Source organism: Alteromonas sp. B31-7, from assembly GCF_015767655.1.
Lineage (GTDB): Bacteria > Pseudomonadota > Gammaproteobacteria > Enterobacterales > Alteromonadaceae > Alteromonas > Alteromonas australica.
The window spans coordinates 1,370,385-1,392,727 of sequence record NZ_CP065233.1; the positions used below are offsets into that span (position 1 = coordinate 1,370,385).

At 44.3% G+C, this 22,343-nt stretch carries 17 protein-coding genes; 12 read left to right on the forward strand and 5 right to left on the reverse strand.

Translation table 11 applies throughout. From position 1 onward, the window contains the following. The first annotated feature begins 11 nt into the window (after positions 1–11). The gene (locus tag IUA53_RS05735; protein WP_196898685.1) at positions 12–3,302 is read left to right on the forward strand and encodes a serine/threonine-protein kinase; all 3,291 of its coding nucleotides are present in this window, start codon (positions 12–14) and stop codon (positions 3,300–3,302) included. Positions 3,303–3,327: 25 nt separating this feature from the next. On the opposite strand, the gene IUA53_RS20445 is transcribed toward IUA53_RS05735, so the two are convergent. After that, positions 3,328–3,711, reverse strand: a complete 384-nt coding sequence (locus tag IUA53_RS20445; RefSeq protein WP_044057688.1) for a helix-turn-helix transcriptional regulator — start codon at positions 3,709–3,711, stop codon at positions 3,328–3,330. A gap of 245 nt (positions 3,712–3,956) precedes the next feature. Between IUA53_RS20445 and IUA53_RS05745 the strand changes: the two genes are divergently transcribed. From IUA53_RS05745 to IUA53_RS05775, 7 genes are all read left to right on the forward strand, one after another. Continuing rightward, the gene (locus IUA53_RS05745) at positions 3,957–7,232 is read left to right on the forward strand and encodes a PKD domain-containing protein (protein ID WP_196898687.1); all 3,276 of its coding nucleotides are present in this window, start codon (positions 3,957–3,959) and stop codon (positions 7,230–7,232) included. Between the two features lie 228 nt (positions 7,233–7,460). Further along, entirely contained in the window at positions 7,461–8,192 is a 732-nt protein-coding gene (locus IUA53_RS05750) for a TrmH family RNA methyltransferase (protein WP_044057686.1), read from the forward strand. A 77-nt stretch (positions 8,193–8,269) separates the two neighbouring features. Further along, entirely contained in the window at positions 8,270–9,268 is a 999-nt protein-coding gene (gene ylqF / locus IUA53_RS05755; RefSeq protein ID WP_196898689.1) for a ribosome biogenesis GTPase YlqF, read from the forward strand. Between the two features lie 187 nt (positions 9,269–9,455). Continuing rightward, on the forward strand, positions 9,456–10,691 hold the full coding sequence (locus IUA53_RS05760; RefSeq protein ID WP_044057684.1) for a hypothetical protein: 1,236 nt from the start codon (positions 9,456–9,458) through the stop codon (positions 10,689–10,691). Then, complete coding sequence (locus IUA53_RS05765) at positions 10,688–11,482, forward strand: transglutaminase domain-containing protein (RefSeq protein WP_044057683.1); 795 nt, start codon at positions 10,688–10,690, stop codon at positions 11,480–11,482. The genes IUA53_RS05760 and IUA53_RS05765 overlap by 4 nt, the downstream gene beginning before the upstream one ends. A 169-nt stretch (positions 11,483–11,651) precedes the next feature. Continuing rightward, a complete protein-coding gene (locus IUA53_RS05770; RefSeq protein WP_196898691.1) occupies positions 11,652–12,185 on the forward strand; it encodes a DUF2780 domain-containing protein in 534 nt (177 codons plus the stop codon). 159 nt (positions 12,186–12,344) lie between these two features. Continuing rightward, positions 12,345–12,845: a WbuC family cupin fold metalloprotein gene (locus IUA53_RS05775; RefSeq protein ID WP_044057681.1), complete on the forward strand. Its 501-nt coding sequence runs from the start codon at positions 12,345–12,347 to the stop codon at positions 12,843–12,845. Here IUA53_RS05775 and IUA53_RS05780 read toward each other — a convergent pair. Then, positions 12,835–13,257, reverse strand: coding sequence for a hypothetical protein (locus IUA53_RS05780; RefSeq protein ID WP_231401267.1), 423 nt, complete (start codon positions 13,255–13,257; stop codon positions 12,835–12,837). The genes IUA53_RS05775 and IUA53_RS05780 overlap by 11 nt on opposite strands. Before the next feature lie 464 nt (positions 13,258–13,721). Here IUA53_RS05780 and IUA53_RS05785 point away from each other — a divergent pair, with 464 nt between their 5' ends. The 3 genes from IUA53_RS05785 to IUA53_RS05795 all read left to right on the forward strand — a co-directional run bounded on the left by IUA53_RS05785 (position 13,722) and on the right by IUA53_RS05795 (position 15,867). After that, positions 13,722–13,958 (forward strand): XRE family transcriptional regulator, encoded by a 237-nt coding sequence (locus tag IUA53_RS05785; RefSeq protein ID WP_044057680.1) that lies wholly within the window; start codon positions 13,722–13,724, stop codon positions 13,956–13,958. A 57-nt stretch (positions 13,959–14,015) separates the two neighbouring features. Then, complete coding sequence (upp, locus tag IUA53_RS05790) at positions 14,016–14,645, forward strand: uracil phosphoribosyltransferase (protein WP_044057679.1); 630 nt, start codon at positions 14,016–14,018, stop codon at positions 14,643–14,645. 196 nt (positions 14,646–14,841) lie between these two features. Next, a complete protein-coding gene (locus IUA53_RS05795; protein WP_044057678.1) occupies positions 14,842–15,867 on the forward strand; it encodes a LacI family DNA-binding transcriptional regulator in 1,026 nt (341 codons plus the stop codon). Between the two features lie 68 nt (positions 15,868–15,935). Here the strand turns inward: IUA53_RS05795 and IUA53_RS05800 are convergent, their stop codons facing one another. Beyond that, a complete protein-coding gene (locus IUA53_RS05800; RefSeq protein WP_044057677.1) occupies positions 15,936–16,514 on the reverse strand; it encodes a thymidine kinase in 579 nt (192 codons plus the stop codon). Positions 16,515–16,519: 5 nt separating this feature from the next. Further along, entirely contained in the window at positions 16,520–18,496 is a 1,977-nt protein-coding gene (locus tag IUA53_RS05805) for a putative bifunctional diguanylate cyclase/phosphodiesterase (protein ID WP_052364398.1), read from the reverse strand. A 394-nt stretch (positions 18,497–18,890) separates the two neighbouring features. Between IUA53_RS05805 and IUA53_RS05810 the strand changes: the two genes are divergently transcribed. Beyond that, complete coding sequence (locus IUA53_RS05810) at positions 18,891–21,395, forward strand: TonB-dependent receptor (protein WP_196898693.1); 2,505 nt, start codon at positions 18,891–18,893, stop codon at positions 21,393–21,395. Positions 21,396–21,468: 73 nt separating this feature from the next. Here IUA53_RS05810 and IUA53_RS05815 read toward each other — a convergent pair whose 3' ends face one another. After that, positions 21,469–22,167, reverse strand: a complete 699-nt coding sequence (locus IUA53_RS05815; protein ID WP_196899445.1) for a hypothetical protein — start codon at positions 22,165–22,167, stop codon at positions 21,469–21,471. Between the last annotated feature and the right edge of the window lie 176 nt (positions 22,168–22,343).

A 22,343-nucleotide genomic window follows, 5' to 3' on the forward strand; every position in this document is an offset into this window, starting at 1 on the left:
CAAAGGCTTTTATGCAGTTTTCAGATGCGCTTTCGTTATTTACCCATTTAATTACGCTTGATGAAGAGCGTATGCGTGAAAATGTGTCTCGTTTTTGCGCAGAAGGTAAGCCCTTGTTTGAAGAGACCCTCGCTTTAATTGATGCGCATTACACCGTACAAGAAAAAGGTGGGTTCACGTCTATCATTAGTGGGCAAGCCGAGTTTTTTTCTGATGATCACATTGAAAAATCTCTGGAAGGGCAGCAATTCGGCCCCTACAGATTAGTAGAAAAGCTGGGGCAGGGAGGGATGTCTTCCGTTTATCTCGGTGAGCGCAATGACGGCACGATTACCCAGCACGTAGCGATTAAGTTTGTTTTTTCGTCTATTGCGAATATTGCGGGCGAGCACTTTATATTACGAGAAGCTCAGTTTCTGGCGAATCTTAACCACCCGAATATTGCAAAAGTGTTCAATATTGACGTTAGAGACGACGGTGTTCCGTACATAGTTATGGAGTACATTCAGGGTAAACCACTCAGTGAATTTGGCCAGGAAAACCTGACTAAGTCGGCGAGGATTTCTTGTCTTATTCAACTGTGTAGCGCACTCACCGAAGCACATCAAAACCGTATAGTTCACGCGGATATTAAGCCTTCAAATATTGTACTGGATGACAGTCATCGCCCCAAGTTGCTTGATTTTGGCATAGCCTCTTCACTCAATGATGCGGATAGTCAGTACCTTAAAGCCGCCAGTTCAGATTTTTCTAGCCCGCAATTGCGAAACGGGCAGAAAGCCAATGTTACCGATGATGTATTTTCGCTGGGTAAGGTGATGGCGTTTTTATTCCCAGACACCCAAGACAAGGAAGTGGCTGCCATTATCGAAAAAGCCACAACCGCGACGCCACAAGCGCGCTTTAAAAGTGCTGAACAGTTTAAAGATGCCCTAGATGCGTACCGTGAAAATAAACCCCTTCGCTGGTTTAACAGTTCCCGACGTTACTTAATGAAAAAGTGGTTTCAACGTTCGCCTACTACCGCCTTTTTAACCCTCGCGTTCCCATTGGTACTGCTTACAGGGATAAGTATTCTGTGGATGCAAAATAATAAGCTGCTGTTTGAAGCAAACAAGAATGAACAAATTCTCAGTTTTTATCACGAGCTGTTTCAGGCAAATACACCCACGTCGGCGAAAGGTAGTGCATTAAGCGCAGCTGACTTTATTAAAGAAGGGGTGAAATTGGTCCACGGGTCGAATGTAGTGGATGAAATGAGTAAAGCATCAATTTTATCTACTTTGTCAAATAGCCTGCTTAATTTGGGGTATTTAAAACAAGCGCAAGAGGTAATTTCTCAGTTGCCAAAACAAACCCCTGAGGGGTTCTACATTCAGGCAAAAGCCGCTTATCAGCGAGGCGAGTATGAAGAAGCTAAACTATGGGGGGAAGCGTATAACCGCGCTACTGACGCGACGAATTTTAATGGTCAGTTTTTAGCGCTGAATATTGCTAAAAAGCTTGATGACACCGTACCCTTATTAGATGAGTTATCTCGTATTGAGCGTGAGTTTTCTGGCCATTTAACCGACGACCAAACTTTCTACTTAAATAAAGTCAGGTGGTCACACTGGTTAGCCACCGATCCTGAATTTCTTCTCACGTCATTAAGCAGTATCGATCGGTCAACCTATTCCTCTTATAAAAAAGCCTGGCTTCTTACCTTAAAAGCGCAAGCGGAAGCGGCGCTAGCGTTAAAAGAAGAAGGAAGAAGTACCCTACAAACGGCCTTATTGCATGCAGAGGCTGCGTTTAATCCTTTAAACCCCGAGCTAGCAGAAATATATGCTGGGTTATCTTCTGTTGCCAGCGACGTTGAAGACGAAGTCATGCTGGAAATGCTACTCATTCGTCAGCAAACCATCTACAGCAGTCTGCAGCCCCTGTTTGATGAGCAGCTACTAACGGTTCTTGAACAACAGTTTAATTATCACATGTATACCAAACAATATGCTCAGAGTGCGTCTTATATCTCTTTGGCGGTAAAACAGTGTGGCGAAAAGCAAAGTGCAAGGTGTGAACGAATTCGCGTGAAGCATCTCGCTGCTAGCTACTTTACCAATAAATTTAACGAAGTTGTTACCTACTACCAGTTATGGTTTAACCGCCCCAATGAGCTGACTTACAGCGCTCAATTTTATGCTGAATTACTACTGCTAGCGAGTAAGACTGGTTTAGCGCAAGAGGTGTCAAGCAGCGACGTTGATCGGTTAACGCAATTTGCTGAGGCAGAAGAAAATGCCGGATTGATTATCCATACAGCATTAAGGGCTGGACTGACTAAGTGGGCCGTAGAGTATGGTGAAAAATTGCGCACCCCTAAAAGAGCGGCAAAGCTGGCGTTATTGGCGGCATATGCAGAAATCCAACATACTGAAAAAGCGGCCGAAGTTTTAAATTCCCTTAACCAAGGCAACGAAGAACAGGACTTCCTTCGCCCGCTTGCAAGTGCATTAAATCCTGAGAGCCTCCTATTTCCTGCGTTTGACAGTATAAGTGTGAAGACTCTTGTAGGAGAAAACATCATTTTCAGTAATCGACGGGTGACAGGTATAACTGCACCGGGGAAAGCTGAAATGCTGAAAATGGGCGAACTTTACGAGATTAAGTGGCTGCCTCAGGTACTGCCAGGCGATCAAATATCATTGTATATCAATCACCGACATCACTACGACGCAGAAGCTTTTTCTCTGTGGGATGATGTGCAAAAAACGCACTGGCACCGATTTGCGGCAAATATTGAAAATGACGGAAGTGAATGGATAGACCCCCTTGTTATGTCTGCAAACGGTATTCAGGGCTTTAAGGTAATGGCGGTATCAGATAAAGGTTATTGGGCATTAAGCGATGGGTTCTTCGGCATAGAATCCGGCCTGACAGAAAACAATGGGCTTAAGCAGCTCATGAACCAAAATTTACTGGTTGATGCCGTGCATCGGCCCCTCGCTTTTGAGGTGTACCAAGTGGGGAAGGCCAACAGCATTGAGTGGAATAGCAACACACTCAAGGGAGATACCGTCGCGATTTATGTCCTGCATGATAGTCCGCATAATATCGGTAGTGGAAATGGTGCTCATTACCCCACGGTGGTTAAGCGTCGCTGGTACATGGTTAGTGATAGAGTGGAAAACAACGGCAACTATACACTCGACCCAGCGCAATTTAACGGCCAAGGTAACGCCTATAAAATTCTTATCATTTCGAACACCGGATATTGGGCGGTGTCAGAAGAGCGCTTTACGGTGGTTAATCCGCACTAGTCTTTATCGGATACCTTCCGACGCGTTAAATATCAAAAGCGCAGTGGCTTTTAATAAATTCGCTAGGCGCAATGCCAACGTGCCTTTTAAATACCGTAGAGAATGTTTTGTGCTCATAGAACCCAAGTTGAGCTGCAATTACCGAGGGCCGTATTCCCTTTGATAATAGTTTTCTTGCTTTCCTGATTCTATAAATATCAATAAGTGCTTTTGGCGACTTTTGGTAATGTTTTTGGCATTGCCTTCTTAAATTAGAAACATCCATGTTGAGTCTCTTTGCTAACTCCTGAACCCGAATGTCCGAAACAATGAATACTTTAGGGTTTTGCCTTCGTGATATCTCCAAATTCAATTGTTGCTCAAATTTTTCTGCAAACGAACGGTAGAAAAGCGTGTTGTTTCCTTGCATGCCATCTTGCCTTTTTACTACGTAAATTCCGGTAAGGCGTCACTATGCAGAAGTGTCCACTCACAACGTAGTAAGAAAATTAAACGGCGTATTCCAAAAAAAAACAAAAAGATTTTTTCGGTAGGAAAAATAGGCGATTGCGCGAATTGAGGAAGGAAATGCAAATTAGGTTGCGATTATTATTTGTGCAGATTTCGATGGGTATTTCGTCAGCGTTGAATTGATTTAACCGGAAAGGAAGTAGAATGTTGGTCTCAAAAAAATATAAAAAAAGTGTCATTGCTGCGTCACTTCTTGTGGCCTTGTGTGGCTGTAACGATGACGACAAAAAAGAGCCTGTAGAAGAAATTGCCAACCAAGCCCCCGTGGTAGATGCGGGCGATGATATCACCATAGATGAACTCACAGAGGTGACACTTGTCAGTTCAGTAACGGATGAAGACGGTGACGTTGTCACTTACCGTTGGGTCCAGGTAGCAGGTGCTAACGTTGAATTAACAGGCGCAGATACATCAACAGTGAGCTTCACAGCGCCGGATGTTAACCCTTCTGAAACACTGACTTTTGAACTCACGGTAACGGACGATGACGCAGACACTAGCGCTGACAGTGTGAATGTGACTGTTACCCATGTGAATGCCTCGCCAAGCGTTTCCGTGGCTGCCAAGGTGGTGGAAGAAAAGCAGGCCGTAACCTTAACGGCTGTAGCTTCAGATGATGGGGACGTGGTTTCGTATAGCTGGCAACAAACTCAAGGTACAGAAGTGACTTTAGTCGATGCAGACACGGCAACGTTGAGCTTTGATGCACCGTCGGTTGATCAAGATGAAACACTCACGTTTTCCGTGAGTGTCACCGACGATGAAGGCGTGACAGTCAGCGAATCGGTTAATGTCGAGGTGACGCAAAAGCAAATAAATTTGGAGATTGCAGGGCGAGTTACCGACTCACCGATTGTCGATGCTACCGTGACTTTTTTCATCGGCGACGAAGAGGTTACCAGCTCTGCAGATGGGCAAGGTGATTACGTAGTTTCATTAAGTCTAGATGACGATGATGGCGCGCAAATGATTTCTGTTGTGGCGCAAGGTAAGGATGACCAGTCACACGCTAGGTTGATGTCGATTTTGGGTACCGCCGATGCGTTAAATCAGGCTTCAAACGACAATGGCTTACTCACCAAAGAGGAACTCTTTGATGTCAATGTTACCAATGTAACGACGGCAAATTCAGCACTTATTTTGCGCGAAAACCTAGGAGAGCCTGTTGTTGATGATGAAATGTTGGCAGCACTTAACCTAAGAGTGTCTCAAGAGGAAATGTTTGCGTTAGCGACGGCCATTAAAGTGGCCATAGATAAAGCGCCAGCGAATAGCAGTTTAGCACTGCCGGAAGGCATTGAAGACACATTGGCTTTAGCGCAAAACACAGACGTCGCGGCAGCGTACCTTGAGGTTGTCGAAAATACTCAAGAATATGAAGACGCCTACGAGGAAATTGTCGCCGACCCTGATCTTATTGAAGTGAGTAGCGATAGTGACCCGAAAAGTTTTTATGTCTCTGATTATCATAACCCCCTCATTACTCACCCAGGTAGTTTTGTACAGATTATCGATGACAATAGTGCGCGTTTCACTGCCTTCGACACGGACGTTGAGGCTACCCTTACCAACGACGACGGCAAACTGATACTGCGCTTTAACGAGGGCGACTATACTGTTTCATCAAACACGAATATCGTCCTCGATGGTATACAGTATTATGTGCCCGTTGAGTATATTTACCATGAATTGCAGTATCGCTTGCTTTCAGACAAAGAAGGCATTCTTTCCCTTGAATTTTTCTCGGTATATACCACCCATTACCCAAATGGTGAGTTAAGCGACGAGCTTCATAATAATGACCCGGTCAAACAGATAACGGCAATATCGGTAGATAATGTATCTGAGGTTGCGCTAAATAATGACAGTGAAACCATTTTATCCCTGCCAGTTCCAGGGATCTTGTTCCCTTCTCCTGATGACGCGGTCACCGCTTACAATAGGGGAGCTGATATATTTAGCTTTTCACCTCAGGGCAGTGGAGAAACTCAGCTAGAACGCGCCGGGTTCACTTGGATTACACAACCTTCCACCGTGGATGATGGGGTGAATGAGCTGGTTATTACGTTTGATGATGGGGCAGAGCTGCGCTATTTACAGTTAACCAATAGTGAAGGGGTGACGTTATATGCAGTATCGGGAACATCTGCTGATGGAGCCGTAAACTCGTTTAAAGTGGATGCTGGTAGCGAAGTTGACAGCAACATTAAATTTGACATTGCAAATGTGCCCGGTGTTTACACATACGCTTTCGACGGTGAAACAATCAATGAGTTTTGGTGGGAATTATGGCCAAATGGAAAGGCTTACAGCATTGAAACGGCCGACGACAATGGTGACGGCGCTATTTCGGTCGATGAGATGCTCGTTATGTATGGGGAATGGAAGGTAACGGATAACGGTGGACTTAGCATTACCCGCAATCGGTTTGAAGATTATAGTTGGCCAGGGTGTTTCGGTTCCGATGCAGGCTGCTACCTTTACAATGAACGCCATTGGAATTTGTTCGCTTTGGAAGGGAACGCATACCACGTAACCAATACCCACAAATTCGATTTTTACACCTCGAGTGGCAGTGATGGATTCGACGGAGTATTCGATTACTTAACCTTCGATAATCGAAGAATATCAAAACAAATCGCGCGACCTGTACCTGTTCCACTGCCTGATAATCAATACCTTCCCACGTCTCCGCCAAAAGCGTATTTGGACTTAATAGACCCTAGAGCGTTTATAGGCTCCGAGCTTTACGGCGTTGCGCAAAATGAGGTAACCGAGTATGACGATGTAAGTTTCACCATTATCCTCAAGGCTGACGGAACCTATGCAACAGCGTCTTCGATTAAAGGGAGTGCTGAGGGTGAATATGCCGTAGGTGCCGATAACAGTGTGTTATTCGATGAAGGCGCGACAGGGAAACCTACCTCGGTTGAAACCCTGCTTTACCGAAACGATAACTTCGTGGTGAACCTGTTTAATGAAGCACCTGCAATTGTGTTTTTTGCCTCATCTGATGCCGATGATTATGAAGCGCTACTTAGAGATAAAACATCTGCCGCCTCTTTTGATAGCATTGCCGGCACGCCACTCGCACTTGTCGATGTGCAAGAAGACGGAACGTGGGGCATGGCCTTCGTTGAGTTTGCTGATGGTGAAGTAAATATCTATACCGACAGCCGTTTTGACGAGGTGGACGCCACCTATGCGTTTAGCAAAAACGACGATGGCAGTATAGGTTTAGGGGGCAGGTTATACTTATCCCTTAGTGAAGGTGGTGTGCATGTTTTCGTTACCGACGAAGAAGATGCAGAGCACAACGACTACAACTTCCTGTTTGAGGATATTGAGAAGGCAAAAGGATTCGTTGAGAATATCAATAATACCTTAAATGGTGAGTATCACTATTCTGACTATCAGTAGGGCAGCGTAACCTGTTCGCAATAGAGAGCATTAATCTTTCTTTTTAGGTCAGCCTTACGTGCTGGCCTTTTTTCCTTTTCATCTCATGTTTCTTCTACGCCAGATTTCAGTAAAATGCGATTACAGTTAACACGCTATAGTGTAAAGTGTCGCGCTTTTAGCACGTGTCAGTTAACACACTAGCGTGTAACTAAAATGCTCCGCCAATTGAATGCGTAAGTGGTAACCATGAAATTAGATGACGTAAAAAAGCTGCACCAAAAAAAGTACCGAAATCAGTTTAAACACTATTTGGTAGAAGGGGAGCACCTTGTTCTTGAATTGGTGAAAGCCAATTTGTCGTCAATGGGTGATATCACCCTTTATGTCACGGCTGAATACCTATCTTGGGCACAGGCGCTAAATCCCTCTTTTGAACTCGTCGAAGTAACCCAAAAGCAAATGTCACAACTGAGTGATACTCAATCTCCGCAAGGTATTATTGCTTGTGTCCCCATGCCGGCCAAGCCACAAGAGATTGAAGTGACAGGGGGGAGGTATGTTTACTTACACGAAGTGCAAGACCCAGGAAATTTAGGAACAATATTGCGATCCCTAGCGTGGTTTGGCAATTTTAACTTGTTGCTTAGTCCAAATAGCGTGGACCCTTTCAATTCAAAAGTTGTTAGGGCAAGTATGGGGGCTATCTTTCATGTCCCCATTGAACTTGATGTGCCTTTGTTGAGTTTATCAGAAAGGTTTTCTCACTTTGCGTACTTAGATATGCAGGGCAAGGCGATATCCGACCCTGATTTTAGTGAATTCCAATGTTACTTGTTTGGCAACGAGGCGCGGGGCGTGCCCAGAGATACCTTAGTGGAAGTTAACGCTAGTGCATTTACCATTGCCGGCAGTGGTAAAATAGATTCATTAAACCTGGCTAGCGCAGTGAATATATGCGCTTATCAATTGTCTCAATAAGCGGCTTAATCCAAATTTTAATGCGGCGAGAAATGTCATGACGTGATCTCGCTGCCGCCAATATAAAGGTGAATAACGTGGCGTTACAATGGTTTCCGGGGCATATGCACAAAGCCCTTAAAGAGATTAAAGAGTCTCTTAGTCAAGTTGATATTTTAATTGAGGTGCTGGATGCCCGCATTCCTTATTCCAGTGAAAACCCGGAAATTGCAAAAATTCGGGGCGATAAGCCGTGCATTAAAATTCTCAATAAATTTGACCTGGCTGATCCAGAGATGACGGCTCAATGGCAAGTGCACCTAGAAGCAGAGCGTGGCGTGAAAACCATCACTACTTCCAGTGATAAACCCGGTAGCAGTAAACAGATTATGGGCATGATTAAAACAATGTTTGCTCACAAAGATGTGCAACACAAATCAATTAAAGCCATGATCACGGGGATTCCCAATGTTGGGAAGTCAACGTTAATTAATATATTGGCCGACCGTATTATTGCTAAAACCGGTAACGAGCCTGCGGTAACAAAAAGCCAGCAACGAATAAATTTAGGGGACGGAATTATTCTGTTTGATACCCCAGGTGTACTCTGGCCAAAACTAGAAAACCCTCATTCTATTTATCGGCTTGCCTCTTCGGGGGCTGTGAAGAACACGGCAATGGAATACGATGATGTTGGTTTTTTTGCTGCTGACTACTTGATCAAAGCCTACCCAGAGGTCATGAAATCCACTTACAAGTTGGACGATTTGCCGGACACTGAACTTGCCTTTTTAGAGGCAGCGGCACGAAAACGTGGCGCTATTATGGCTGGCGGGCGAGTAAACTTACATAAAATCTGTGAAGTTCTGCTTAATGAATTGCAATCTGGAAAGCTCGGCCGTATTACCCTGGAAACCCCCGCTATGGTGGAACAGGAAAAAATAGAAATAGCGGAAGCGGCTGCAAGAAAAGAAGCAGATAAAGCGAAACGAAAACAACGCTTTAAAGAGGGGTCGTTAACGCCTGACAAGCAGGCAAGGAAAGAAAAACGTAACGAAAAACGAGAAGCGCAAAGCAAGAGAATGAAAAAGCGTTAAGCCCAATGTGATATTGAGCCAGTGCTTCATCGCCTGTATGAATTAGTCTTTAGTCGTAATAGATGCGGAATGTTACACCCAGTTACGTAATTTAATGGAAAAGTATTTGTTAATTGCGTAACCTAATTCATACAACCTGCGCCCAAGAGCGTGATTTAACAATAACTATAATCAAGGAAGATATGCTATGAAGCTTTCGCCTGTATTTACCTCTATTGCCCTAGCCTTAACATGCAGCTCTACGTCTGTCCTCGCAAAAGATTTTATCCCTATTGAAACCTTTCCAGAATGGTTTAAAACAGCGATGTCGAGAAGCATTGACGTCACCAAAGAAAGTGACTTTTCCCTTGCGTCCGTTGCAGCCAAAGGCAAAGTGAAAGGTGAGATTTCGTTAGTAGACGAAAGCGAAGGTACATGGTACTACCATATTGATATTGGCACGCCTACGCCTGTAGAGTGCTACGTGTTTAACGAGTACGATGGCCCGGCAAACTCGCTGCATGCTATTGTTGATTTAAGCTTAAATGGCGCCGCAGAATTAAACGGAAAAACCCGTTCGGCACAATTCAACTACGCCATTGATACCGGTGTTATAGGCAATACGCCTTACTTGCAATTAGATACTCTCTACCACTTAGGCGAAGGAGAAGAGAAGGTAGCTGGAATGATTAAGGCCTATTCTGCGCAAACCAACGACACCTTAGAAATTTGTGTGCACAACGAACTGGGTTACCGCGACATCTTTTTCGACGTCTTTTCGTCCTTTGTAAACACCTTTAACAGCGAGCCCGCCGATGCGCCCTTCTTCGAGTCTGTGTATGAAATGCGTATCAATGATATTCCTATGGGCTTCGCTGTAGAAAAGTATACTAAGGATGCCGATGGCGACGTCATGATAGAAAGCGAAACCGCGTTGTTGGTGCCGGTAGATGCCAATACCGTTTCCCGTACTGATTCGGCGGATATTTCATGGAGTCGTCCTGATGGTTCGCTTATTAACGGCAGTACGTACACTATTGATAATGGCGTTTTATCCTCAGAGTTTGAAATTTCAGTGGCTGACGATAAGTGGCATGTGGAAGGGCAGATTCAAGGCAAGGCGGTATCTGCAGACTTAGCCTATGATGGCTGGTTATTATCAGATTTTGGTAGTTATTTAGAAACCGCGGATTTAATAAAAAGTGACGCAGAAAGCGCCCAATTTAAAATGTGGACACCGGATGCTGACCCAGTGTCGGCTATTTCAATTACCTTGAGCAAAGTAACGGGTAACGAAGATGCCAACATGAAGATTGATATGGGCCCAATGGTTTTGGATTTCTATGCAGAAGATAACGGTATCTTTAAGCACGGCGTCATGGCGCAGGGGCCTATCAATATCTTTATGAAATCTATTTATACGCAAGGCGTACCCAGCCTATGATTTCGTGTAGAAAACACGTTTTGCCTTTGGTGTTGCTGTCATGCTTTGCCACTGCCACCTATGGGCAAAGTGACCCCTCCTTTGCGAACGTGGCAATTTCGTTAAGCGAAGATCATGAAGGGGCATTGGGGGAGCGAATTAGTCTCACTTTATCGTCTAACTCTGCGCAAAAAATTGCGCAAACGTTAACGCAGTGGTCGGGCATAGAAGTGCAGCACGTTGCTAAAGATGCCCTTACTCTGACGATGGTATTGCGCCCAGAGTATCAGGGCGAAGTGATTAAACAGTATACTTCAGCCAGTTTCGTGATTGATTTGGATGAAGATAGCACGACTCAGTTTACCGCTGCTTTTGCCACCCAATATACAGGTCCATTTTCCGTCGAAGAGGCGGAAAAGTACGTCAGTGAATATATTGATGATACTACCTACATTCATGGGTTTAATTTTGCCTCTACAGTGGCGCGCGAAAAAAGCGGAGATTGTACAGAATTTGCGGTATTAACCACGGCATTAATGCGAGCACTGGGCAAACCGGGGCGCGTGGTGTTCGGCACCGTGATCATTGAAGATGAAGTAGGGGTCACCGCTTATGGCCATGCTTGGACAGAGGTTTGGCACGATAATAAGTGGCAAGTAATGGATGCGGCGCTATATGGTTTAGATGCAAATAAGCGCTTCTATTTACCGGGGTCGGTCATTGATAACGAAGGGCCGGGATATGGCATGTCTCTCGCTACCGGTACTATTCTAATGCCGGTGAAATTCTACGATGTAAAAAGCGCCTCTTAGGCGCTTTTTTTATGCCTTATTGTTGAAGTCCTAATTAAATATAGCCCTTTGCCTAATTGCAGTAATTTTCACTACCGGTAGGCTATTGGCTTTATTCTTCTGTGCAATCTCCCCCCACAGGGGTTGAGCGGAACGCGCTACTTACAATAATGATTAATGGAGTTTACCAATGAAATATTTATCACCGCTTATCTTAACAGCAGCCTTGGCTGTCACCCCACAAAGTCATGCAGAGGGTTGGTTAGATTCGGTAAAAGACTTTTTCGGTATTTCTGAACAAACCGAGAACGGTCCAAGCATTCAGGCGATGGTGGCGGCAGTAAGTGATAGCGTAGGTATCACAGAAACACAAGCAGAGGGTGGATTAGCATCAATTTTCAATTATGCGCAAAACAATCTGTCTGCAGAGCAACTCACGCAACTCGCACAGTCCTTACCTGGCCTTGATGAACTAGTAGAGCAGGTTCCCGATGTTAGCCAGGTAACCTCTTCTGGCGCGTTAGGCGGATTGCTAGACAAAGCCGCGAATTACAGTGAACAGCTTCAGTCCGTCAATGAGCTTAAAAAACAGTTTGACGCCTTAGGCTTAGACACTCAGCAAATTATGCAGATTGTTGAAGGGGCTAAAGCCTACCTTGATACTGAAGAAGGGCAGCAGGTAAAATCACTTTTATCTGACGGGCTAACGAAGCTTAATTTTTAAAGCCTTAACCCGTGACCTACCTTTATTGAAGGCGTGCATTTTACAGCACGCCTTTTTTTTTGCTGCTAGGGTACTGCATCAGCTTCCACACACCTATTGCTATAAAAGTAGGATGCGTTATATGGTAAAGGTTTAGGAAAACCAAGCACAGGAAGCACAATGGCAGACGTGAAACTGTTCGACAGCGATGTTTTTTCATCCCTTAAAAGAGACGCCGAGTTAAGCCCCCGAAGACGCGCAAATTATAACGTTCATGAGCATTACGATGACGTGGTTCAACGCTTGTTTATAGCAATGATGCCTGACTCCTACGTCCGCCCGCATAGGCATACGCAAGCCCATAAATGGGAGTTTTTCATGGTGCTGGAAGGGAGTATCGATATTCTGTTTTTCGATGATGACGGATGCCTAACAAAGCGTGTTACCTTGCAAGCGGGAGGAGAATGTTGTGGGTTACAAATACCGCCTTTAACATGGCATGCCACTGTATGTGATGCGCCAGTGATATTTATGGAAGTTAAGCAAGGCCCCTATGATGCCAACGAAGACAAAGGCTTTGCTGACTGGGCACCTCAAGAGGGAAGTCGTGAGGTTACCCAATTTTTAGGCAAACTAAAACATGCGAAAATAGGCACTTCCTTTTTTCCCATCAAGGGTTAGGAAAGTCCAACCTGTCTAGTTCGTTTGCAGCATCGTTGCATTCCCCAAGAATATGTACGCGATCTTCAGTCTCGTGGGTGTCAATTTCAATGTACCCATCACGACAATAGCGAGTTTCAGCAAGTTTTTCATCGAGAGCCTTGTAAAGCATATCCATTTGCTGCTCTTGGCGATTGTTTGACCCACCGCGCGATTGCCCTTCTTCGCCATCTGGACGTGGGCCACGACCTTCGCCACGGCCACCACCGCCTCCACCTTTTCTACCGCCAGCCCCTCTTCCTTCAGGTTTTGGTGTACTAATGCTAAATGCGAACAGCTTTGTACCATCAGGGTTTATTTTTGTTTCAAAAAAGGTTTCACCTATTTCAGGCATAGGCGGTTTACTCGCACAGCCTGAGATCAGTGTAGTCACAGCCATTGCTGTAAGCGATAAAGTAGTTAGAGCATTCTTCATGTTTTTTTAATCGTAATTATCGGTGCACTTATGAACGGTAATTTAAGCCAAAGTTGCGGCTAGGTGTGTAAGTTTCACGTAAATTAACCAACAGAATGATGAGATTTGGGCGAAAGATAAAGAAAGCCTAACTGAGACTGGTTGAAAAGTGACAATGGGAAAACAGTTGTCATTACCTAAAATACTGGTATGGTTAAAGACACGAGCAGCAGGACTGAGCCTGCGCTATGTCACAGAGAATTCATCATGCAAAACGTTTTAAACAATTATTTTTATAATTTTACCTACGCATAGCGCCTTGAAGCTAAGTGTTCAGGGGCTAGTATTCGCTTCTGGGCATTGAGAGTAAAAACGTTTTGTAAGAGCCCAGAAGTTAACAAACATCTGGGCTTTTTTTATGCCCAAAATTGGATGGCAATAAAATGAGAGAATTAACATTAGGCGAGATCAGAAAGCAGCACAGAGTCAAGCAAGAGGTCGTGGCGCTGGCGCTTTGCGTTACCGCATCGGGTGTAAGCAAACTTGAGTCTAAACGTATTCAAGACGTACCGCTTCACCGCGCAGCTGCCTATTTAGCGGCGGTAGGGGGAAGTTTAAAGGTTGAGGTAACCTTGCCTGATGGTGGCACGGTGAGTGTTGACGGAAATACGTCAGCTTGATTTTGTCATTATCCTTGAACGGGTTAGAATAAGAGAAATAGTTTAAAGGAAAGCATTATGGCCGTTCATGAAATTACTCACCCGCTTATTGCACACAAATTGGGTTTGATGAGAAACGCGAAAATTAGCAGCAAAGACTTTCGCGAATTAGCCTCGGAAGTGGGTAATTTGCTTACTTACGAAGCCACCCGAACGCTGCCTACGGAGCGTGCTGTGATAAAAAGCTGGTCAGGTGACGAAGTAGAAGTAAAACAAATTAAAGGTAAGAAAATTACCGTCGTCCCTATTTTACGTGCGGGTCTAGGTATGCTTGAAGGCGTATTGGAGTTAATTCCTAATGCGAAGATTAGTGTGGTGGGGCTTTATCGTGATGAAGAGACGCTTCAACCTGTTGCCTATTTTGATAAGGTTGTGAAGAATATTGATGAACGTACCGCGCTTATTGTCGACCCCATGTTGGCCACAGGTGGCACACTTATCGCGACCATTGATTTGTTGAAAAAGAAAGGGTGTACCAAAATACTGGGTTTATTTTTGGTCGCCGCTCCAGAAGGGATAAAAGCGGTCATTGATGCCCATCCTGATATTGAGATATTTACCGCAGCCATTGATGAGCGGTTAAATGAGAAAGGCTATATTTTACCAGGGCTAGGTGACGCTGGGGATAAAATCTTTGGAACCCGTTAGTGATAACGCTTGGTGACAACTCGCGCGCTTTTACATCATAGTGTTAATCGGTTATGTTAGCGTTCGTGTTAATCGTTTAAGAGGGCAGGTGGCAGTATGACTTGCCAATATTCAACATCCAGAATGCACGCGTGTATTGCAGTGTTGTCTCACCTTATTGATGAGACCTTAGCCCTCTTGTTTAAGAAGCAAACTAATGAACAAAAATAAGCTTACCCTTAAAGATGTGGCCTTGCAGTTAGGTGTGTCCACCGCCACGATTTCAAATGCGTTTAATCGTCCTGATCAGCTTTCCGCGGCACGACGAGAAGCTATCCTCGCTGAGTGTGAAAAAATAGGCTATACGGGCCCGAATAAAGCCGCGCAAATTCTACGCAAAGGTCGCTCTAATATTGTTGCCCTTATTCTGGCAGACAGCATTGCCTATACGGTGAGTGACCCTGTGGCCAGTACTTTCATTAAAGGGGTTTCGCGGGTCTTGCAACAGCAAGGCAAGCATTTACTCCTGTATGCGGGAGATTCTGAGTCTATTTTAGATGTGGTTGACTTTGTTGATGGGTTTATCTGTTACGGCGCACCAAGAAACCCCAAATTAGCGGAAGAAGTGGTTAGGCAAACTAAGCCTGCCATAACGGTAGATTTCAATATTGATGGCTTGCCGTCTATCAATATTGATAATGAAAAAGCCGCCTACGAGGTTGCCTCTCAAGCCATTGCCAATGATGATCATGTTGCTATTTTAGGGTTACGCCTTATCGATTCTCCAAGCACGTGTCGAATCTATGACAGCCCGCTTATCGAAGTTGAATCCTCAATATCACACCGTCGTTTAGACGGCTATATTCGCGCCATTGAAGAAAAAGGGCTGATCATTGAAAATGATTGGATATGGCATATCCCAGAGAGTGACAGAAGCTTTGCAAAACAGGCTGCCAAAGAAGTATTACATAGCAGCCCACGGCCTAATACGGTGTTGTGCATGAGTGATATTATTGCGCTTGAGCTATTACAAAGCGCACTTTCCTTGGGCATAAAGGTACCAGAAGAACTAAAAATCACCGGCTTTGATGGTATCGAAGAGGCGGAACGGACACGCCCCAATCTGACTACTGTTTGCCAAGCGAGTGACAAAAAAGGTGAAATGGCCGCCACTGCGTTATTGGAAAGTCGCGATAAAGACGAAATACTGCCGTTTGAAATAAAACGGGGCGAAACCTTCTAATTGAAGAAGGTTTCCTCATGCAAAGCGAGCGTGGGGACCCGTGCATGGCAAGTCGCGTTATTGCCCCACTATTGCCATACTAGGGCTTTAAAGTGGCGCCTACACATAGACTCGTAACGGTCATTACCGCCAATTTGCACTTGGTCGCCAGCCGTCACCGCCTTTCCATTTTCATCTAAGCGCACCACAAAATTCGCTTTTCTACCGCAGTGACACACGGTTTTCAATTCAAAAAGTTTATCAGCCCAAGCCAGTAAATAGTGGCTACCTTCAAAGGTTTCACCTAGGAAATCGGTACGTAGACCGTAGGCCAACACTGGAATTCTAAGCTCGTCTACCACGTCCACTAGCTGGCGAACCTGTTGTTTAGTGAGAAACTGCGCTTCGTCAATGAACACGCAATCTAGCTTTTGTTTGTTATGATCTTCACTGATAGCGGCGTACAAGTCGACGTCTTTGCTGTAAAGCTTAGCATCTGCTTGTAAGCCAATGCGTGATGTAACTTTTCCAATCCCATATCTGTCGTCTAAGGATGCAGTATAGATAAGTGAGTGCATACCCCGTTCGCGGTAATTATATGCTGATTGAAGTAGCGAAGTAGATTTGCCTGCGTTCATCGCAGAGTAATAAAAATAAAGTTGAGCCATGGAGATTAGTAGTTTTCGTTATACCAAGTTATAAGATCGCTCGATTGCATAGGCTTTGCGTAGTAAAAACCTTGGAAATAGTTAACACCTAAGCTTTTTATATGTAGCATTTGGGTGTTGGTTTCTATGCCTTCCGCTATTGTCTTACAGCCAAATTCTTGGGCAATGAGCATAGTAGCGCGCATAATAGTATCACTACCTTCACTGGTATTCTGCACAAATGAACGATCAATTTTTACAAAGTCGCAAGGCATAGACGCGAGACGACTCAATGAAGAATACCCTGTCCCAAAATCATCTATTGAAATCTTTACCCCCAACGCTTTTATGGCAGCCAACTGAGTTGCCACGGCCTTTTCGTTTTTTGCGAATACGCTTTCAGTGATTTCCAGGTGCAAAAGAGAAGGGGATAGCGATGAGGTGTCGAGTGCGCGTTGCAATATAGAAATAAATGTATCATCGATAAGTTGATTGATAGAAACGTTGACCGAAACCGCAATTGAGTTTTCAAAATTCCACTGAGAGGCATCTATACAGGCACGGTTGAGCACCCAGGTTCCTATATCTATAATTAAACCGCTACGTTCGGCTAAGGGAATGAAATCAGTGGGAGAAATTTGCTCGCCTTGGTGTTCCCATCTCAACAGGGCTTCTACAGAGCTAATGCGTTGTTGTTGTGAACACATGATGGGTTGATAGTGAACCGACATTTCACTTCTGGCAATAGCATGGCGTAAGTGTTCGCAAAGATATTGTTCTTGCCTAATTTGCTCGTGTAAAACTTCGCTAAAGACACCAACGGTGCCTCGTTGGCTTCGTTTTTGATCGTACATTGTCAAGTCAGCTTGCTGAATTAACGAAAGCGCGTCTTTGCCGTGTTGGGGGTAAATGGCAATGCCAATGGTGGCGTCTAAAGTGACTTGATTGTCCGATGCAATGATAGGCAGGGTAACGCCACTGCGCATGGCATGCGCCACGGCCACTGCGGTATCAACTGTGGCATAAGGAACCACCACAACAAATTCATCACCTCCCCATCGGGCAAGATGATCTTTTTCGCAATATTTGGTAAGCCGGGTAGCAATTTCAGCCAAGACAATATCCCCAACTTTGTGACCTAAGCTGTCATTCACCTGCTTAAAGCCATCTAAGTCTATAAATAGTATGGCCAGGTTATTTCCTAGCGCTTTTGATGTATCTAAAAGGGCGTTTAGGTGTTTTAAAAAACCGTTTCTATTCAGTAAGTCGGTGAGAGGGTCGCGGTTCGATAGGCGAAATATGTCTTGTGTTCTTTTCTCAACCTGCTGTTCTAAATTTGCATTTGCGTCATCGAGTTGAGCATTCGTTTCTCTCAACATTTCATTAACTTTTGCTGTTTCCTGTCGATCGGAAACGAGCTGTTCCATTAAGTCGTTATTGTGCTCTCTTAGCCGAACGGTATTAACAATAAATCGATGGGTGCCTAATGAATTAGTGAGTATCCCCACCCAAAAAACCACACCTAATATACCTAATACAATAATACTTCGCTCATTGTCGAGAAGTGCACATAGCGACATGGGAAGCAACAAGGCTGTGCAATAGTAAGTCACTATCCACTTATTTGGGGCTAATACTGACGCAGCGCCACCGGCCATGGCAGCTAAAACCACCATAGTGGAGGCTAGCTCAATAGTGGTCATGGTATTAAAAAGCATTAAGGAGTAAGCCGCCCACACCGCCCCCGTGAGGTATAAACCTATAGCAAATAGTGCCTCTACCGACTTAGGGTTGTAATGGCTGCCTTTTAGCTTTATATGCCAATAGATACCATGGGTTAAGCGACATACAGAGAGGCAAACCATCACGCCCCAAAGTAGAACTTTTACATCGTGCCCTTCTTCATTTTGAAAGCCAAATACTAGCCCTGAGAAGGCAATTAAGGTCATGGCTAGGCCAGTAAATATGTTTCCTACCAACATATCCACTAGATCACGGTGCATTTGGACGCTAATGGTGGGAGATGTAACCGGAGGACTATATGAACTAGGGCTTTTCACAATGCTTAATCATTCCAAGAAAAGAAGAGACGTGACGAAAATTTAACTAGCTGATTAATTAAACAATAGCACGCATTTTTTAGCACGCCTATTTTCGCTAAAACCTTCAGCCAAACAAGTATCTATTAGTCTATAAATTAACCCGTGTCTTTTTGTTTTTTATTGTTAAAAAATAGTATGCAAAGCGACCATTGAAATTTTTTTCTTCACAGGGTGTTTACAATTGCTGGCGCATACTATATCTTCTTTATCGTCTTCTTAATCGATTAAGTTGGTTGTTAAAAAAATCTGTGCCATGCTTATTAACACAACGGCTCACACACTGCCGGAGAAAAATATGAAAACACAACACACTAAAAGTTTGATTACTCTTGCCGTATGCGCAGCGTTTTCTAGTTCAGTAATTGCTCAAGATAACGCTGACGTCGAACAAAAGAATAAAGAAAAATTTGAACAAATTGTGGTCACTGCCGCTCCTGGAGGTGCCACAATGCAAGAAGCTAGCGTCTCAGTAAGTGCCTTTGACGAAAGTGACATTATCAAACTTGCACCTCGTTCTACGGCAGAAGTGTTTCGCGCACTGCCGGGAATTCGTGCTGAATCTTCTGGCGGTGGCGGTAACGCCAATATTACTATCCGTGGTATTCCACTCGCCACTGGCGGTTCTAAGTTTTTGCAAATCCACGAAGATGGCTTGCCTGTGTTGGAGTACGGCGATATAAATTTTGGCAACGCGGATAACTTCTTACGTTATGACTGGTCGGTAGCCAATGTGGAAGCCATACGCGGGGGGTCTGCATCTACCTTCGCAAGTAACTCCCCTGGCGGTGTTATTAATATGATCAGTAATACCGGCGAGCTAGGTGGCGGTGCCATTGGGACGTCTTTTGGTGTTGATTACGATGAGTTTCGATTAGATTTTCGCTACGGTGGCGAGATTAGCGATGACTTGTACTATCACATTGCAGGTTTTGCCCGTAATGGGGAAGGCCCTCGGGAAACAGGCTACAATGGCGATCAAGGTGGCCAAGTTAAATTTAACATCACTAAGATGCTAGATAATGGTCATATACGTTTCTACTACAAAAACTTAGACGACAAAGTTTCTACTTATTTGCCTTCGCCTGTATTGGTTAAAGGCGATGGTGAATATGGCGCTGTGCCAGGATATGACGCAAGCTCTCAGTCATTGAATTCAGCGTACAACACCAACATCTCAACCTTTGATGCCTATGGCAATGCTGAAAACCGTGATGTCCGCGATGGTATTGAATCGAAAGTAAGCTCGTTCGGCGTTGAGGTGGATTTAGAGGTTGCTGAAAATCTTTACCTACTGAATAAGTTTAGAATCTCTGATATTTCGGGTGGCTTTATAGCCCCCTTCACCGACACTTTTCCAGAAGGGCCGGGTGATGTCTCAGATTTCGCCGCCTCACTGTGTAGCTCTGCACTTGATGGTGATGGTAATGCGTTGAATTGTGACACAACGACAGTCACCTTGGCTAACGGGCCAGATGCAGGGGAAGTTTATACAGGTGAAGCCTTTACGAACTTGCAATTTGATACCCGCATTAACGACTTAGGTAACATGATCAATGACTTTAGTTTACGCAAAGAATTTGATAATGGCTTTGATGTCACTGTAGGTTACTACTACTCAAATCAAGACATTGCAACAAGCTGGTCAAGCTGGCAAACCTTTATTCAAACCCTTGATGGCAGTAACTCGCAGTTACTCACCATTACCAATGGTGATGGCGTAGAACTGGTTTCAAATGGCTTGTTATCGCCGAGCTTTCTATCATGGGAATGGGATTTAAACTATGTGACCAAAGCACCCTACATGAACGTGGGATTTGAACTGTCTGATAACATTCTTATTGATGCATCTGTACGCTACGATACAACAGAGGCGTCAGGTGAATTAATATCCTCTTGTTGTGGTGGGACCGCTGATTACGATATTAATGGTAATGGCGTGATTGAACAAATTGAAGATGCCTCGGCGACAAACAGTGGCTTCATATACGGCGGTGTTATTAACTTAAATCGCGCTGATGCCAGTTCACAGATTGTAAACTACGATGCCAGTAACACGTCCTACTCTGTAGGAGGCTCATACCTATTGAGCGACACCCAAACCTTCTTTGCGCGCTACTCAAAAGGTGGCCGTGCTATCGCAGATAGATTGCTACAAATTAGTGGCACGCTAAACACAGATGGAAGCTTAACTGACACGACCTCTGGCTACGATACGACTAAGCAACTAGAAGTCGGTTTCAAATACGGCACCAAAGACCTGATGGTTAACGCAACCTTATTTGATACGGTAACAGAAGATACTCAGGCAGAAGTCACCAGTGGACTGACCTTTATGCGTGAATATGAAGCGACGGGTCTTGAGTTTGAAGGGCGTTGGACTGCAACAGATAATATCGTTGTGTCAGGTAACCTCACCTGGACAGATGCTGAAATTAGTAAGGACGTAAATAATGCGACACTGGAGGGCAATACGCCTCGTCGTCAAGCTGATTGGATTTGGACCATTACACCTGAATACGTGACTGACACCTGGTCTGTCGGTGCGTCATTACAAGGTTCGACTGAATATTACGTGCAAGATAATAATGACCTGAAGCAAGACGGTTACAACCTGGTTAATCTATTTGCCACTTATTGGGTTAACGACCAATTTTCAGTGTCATTAAACGTGAACAATGCAACTGATGAGTTCATTATTACTGAGTCTGAAGAAGGCTCGGCTGAAGTGGGAAGCTATATCCGTGCTCGCCCACTCAACGGACGCACCACGGTATTGTCGATGAAGTACATGTTTGATTAACGGTTAGAAAACATCGTACATTAAGTTGTTACGCCCGCATTTAGCGGGCGTTTTTATATCTAAGGCGAACGCGTTAAGGTCTGGCTTCATTGAGTTGTTTAGCAATAGCCTGGGATAGCTTATCAAGTAGATGCTCGTGTTTCTTATGAATCACGTGAACAAGCGCATGCTCAACAAGGGGAACATATTCAATGCCTGCGCGCTTAAATTCTTCATGTTCAGAATTATCGCTAGGTAAGATGGCATAGTTAAATCGTCCATTGAGCAATAAAGAAATGACGTGGTGAAAATCATCAAACTCAAATATGTTGGCGGCAAGTTCTGACGGCTTAGCTTTCATGTTATCGAAAAATCGTGTGGTGGCTGCAATGGCACTGTTTGGATCATCGATAATACTTTTATCGCATTTTACCTTGCGCATACATAGTAAATAGGAAGCGCCGTGAGATAACGCGGGTTCGACAATGAGTATATTATTGTCTTGTTGCGATGCGACATCGTAGCGAATAACATCGGCATCCGTCATACCTTGATTGAGTAACCTTAAACCCCGTTCACCACCGACTTCTTCAAAGATTGGCGTAATGCCAATATCTTCATAGGCACGCTGAATAAGCGGCTTATAGAATGCGTTTACACGAGGGTGATTAATATAGCCAATAATGTATTTTTTATCTTCATGAGCCCCGTAGCTATTGGTACTAAATAACGCGAAAAACAGAGAGAAAACGGAGAACGAAACCGGCAACATGAGATATCGCCTGAATAACATGTTCACTACACAAATCCTTGTTTGAGAAACGCTTTTAAAAGCGGGATAGCTTTAGCGTAGAAAACGACAAGAAAAAAGTCTATTTTTGTAAGGCATATTCAGTGGCTTTGCCGTTATAGAAATGTTGCTATCTTATTCGTAATGTATTGCACGACGAAAAACAGCGCAAAAAAAAG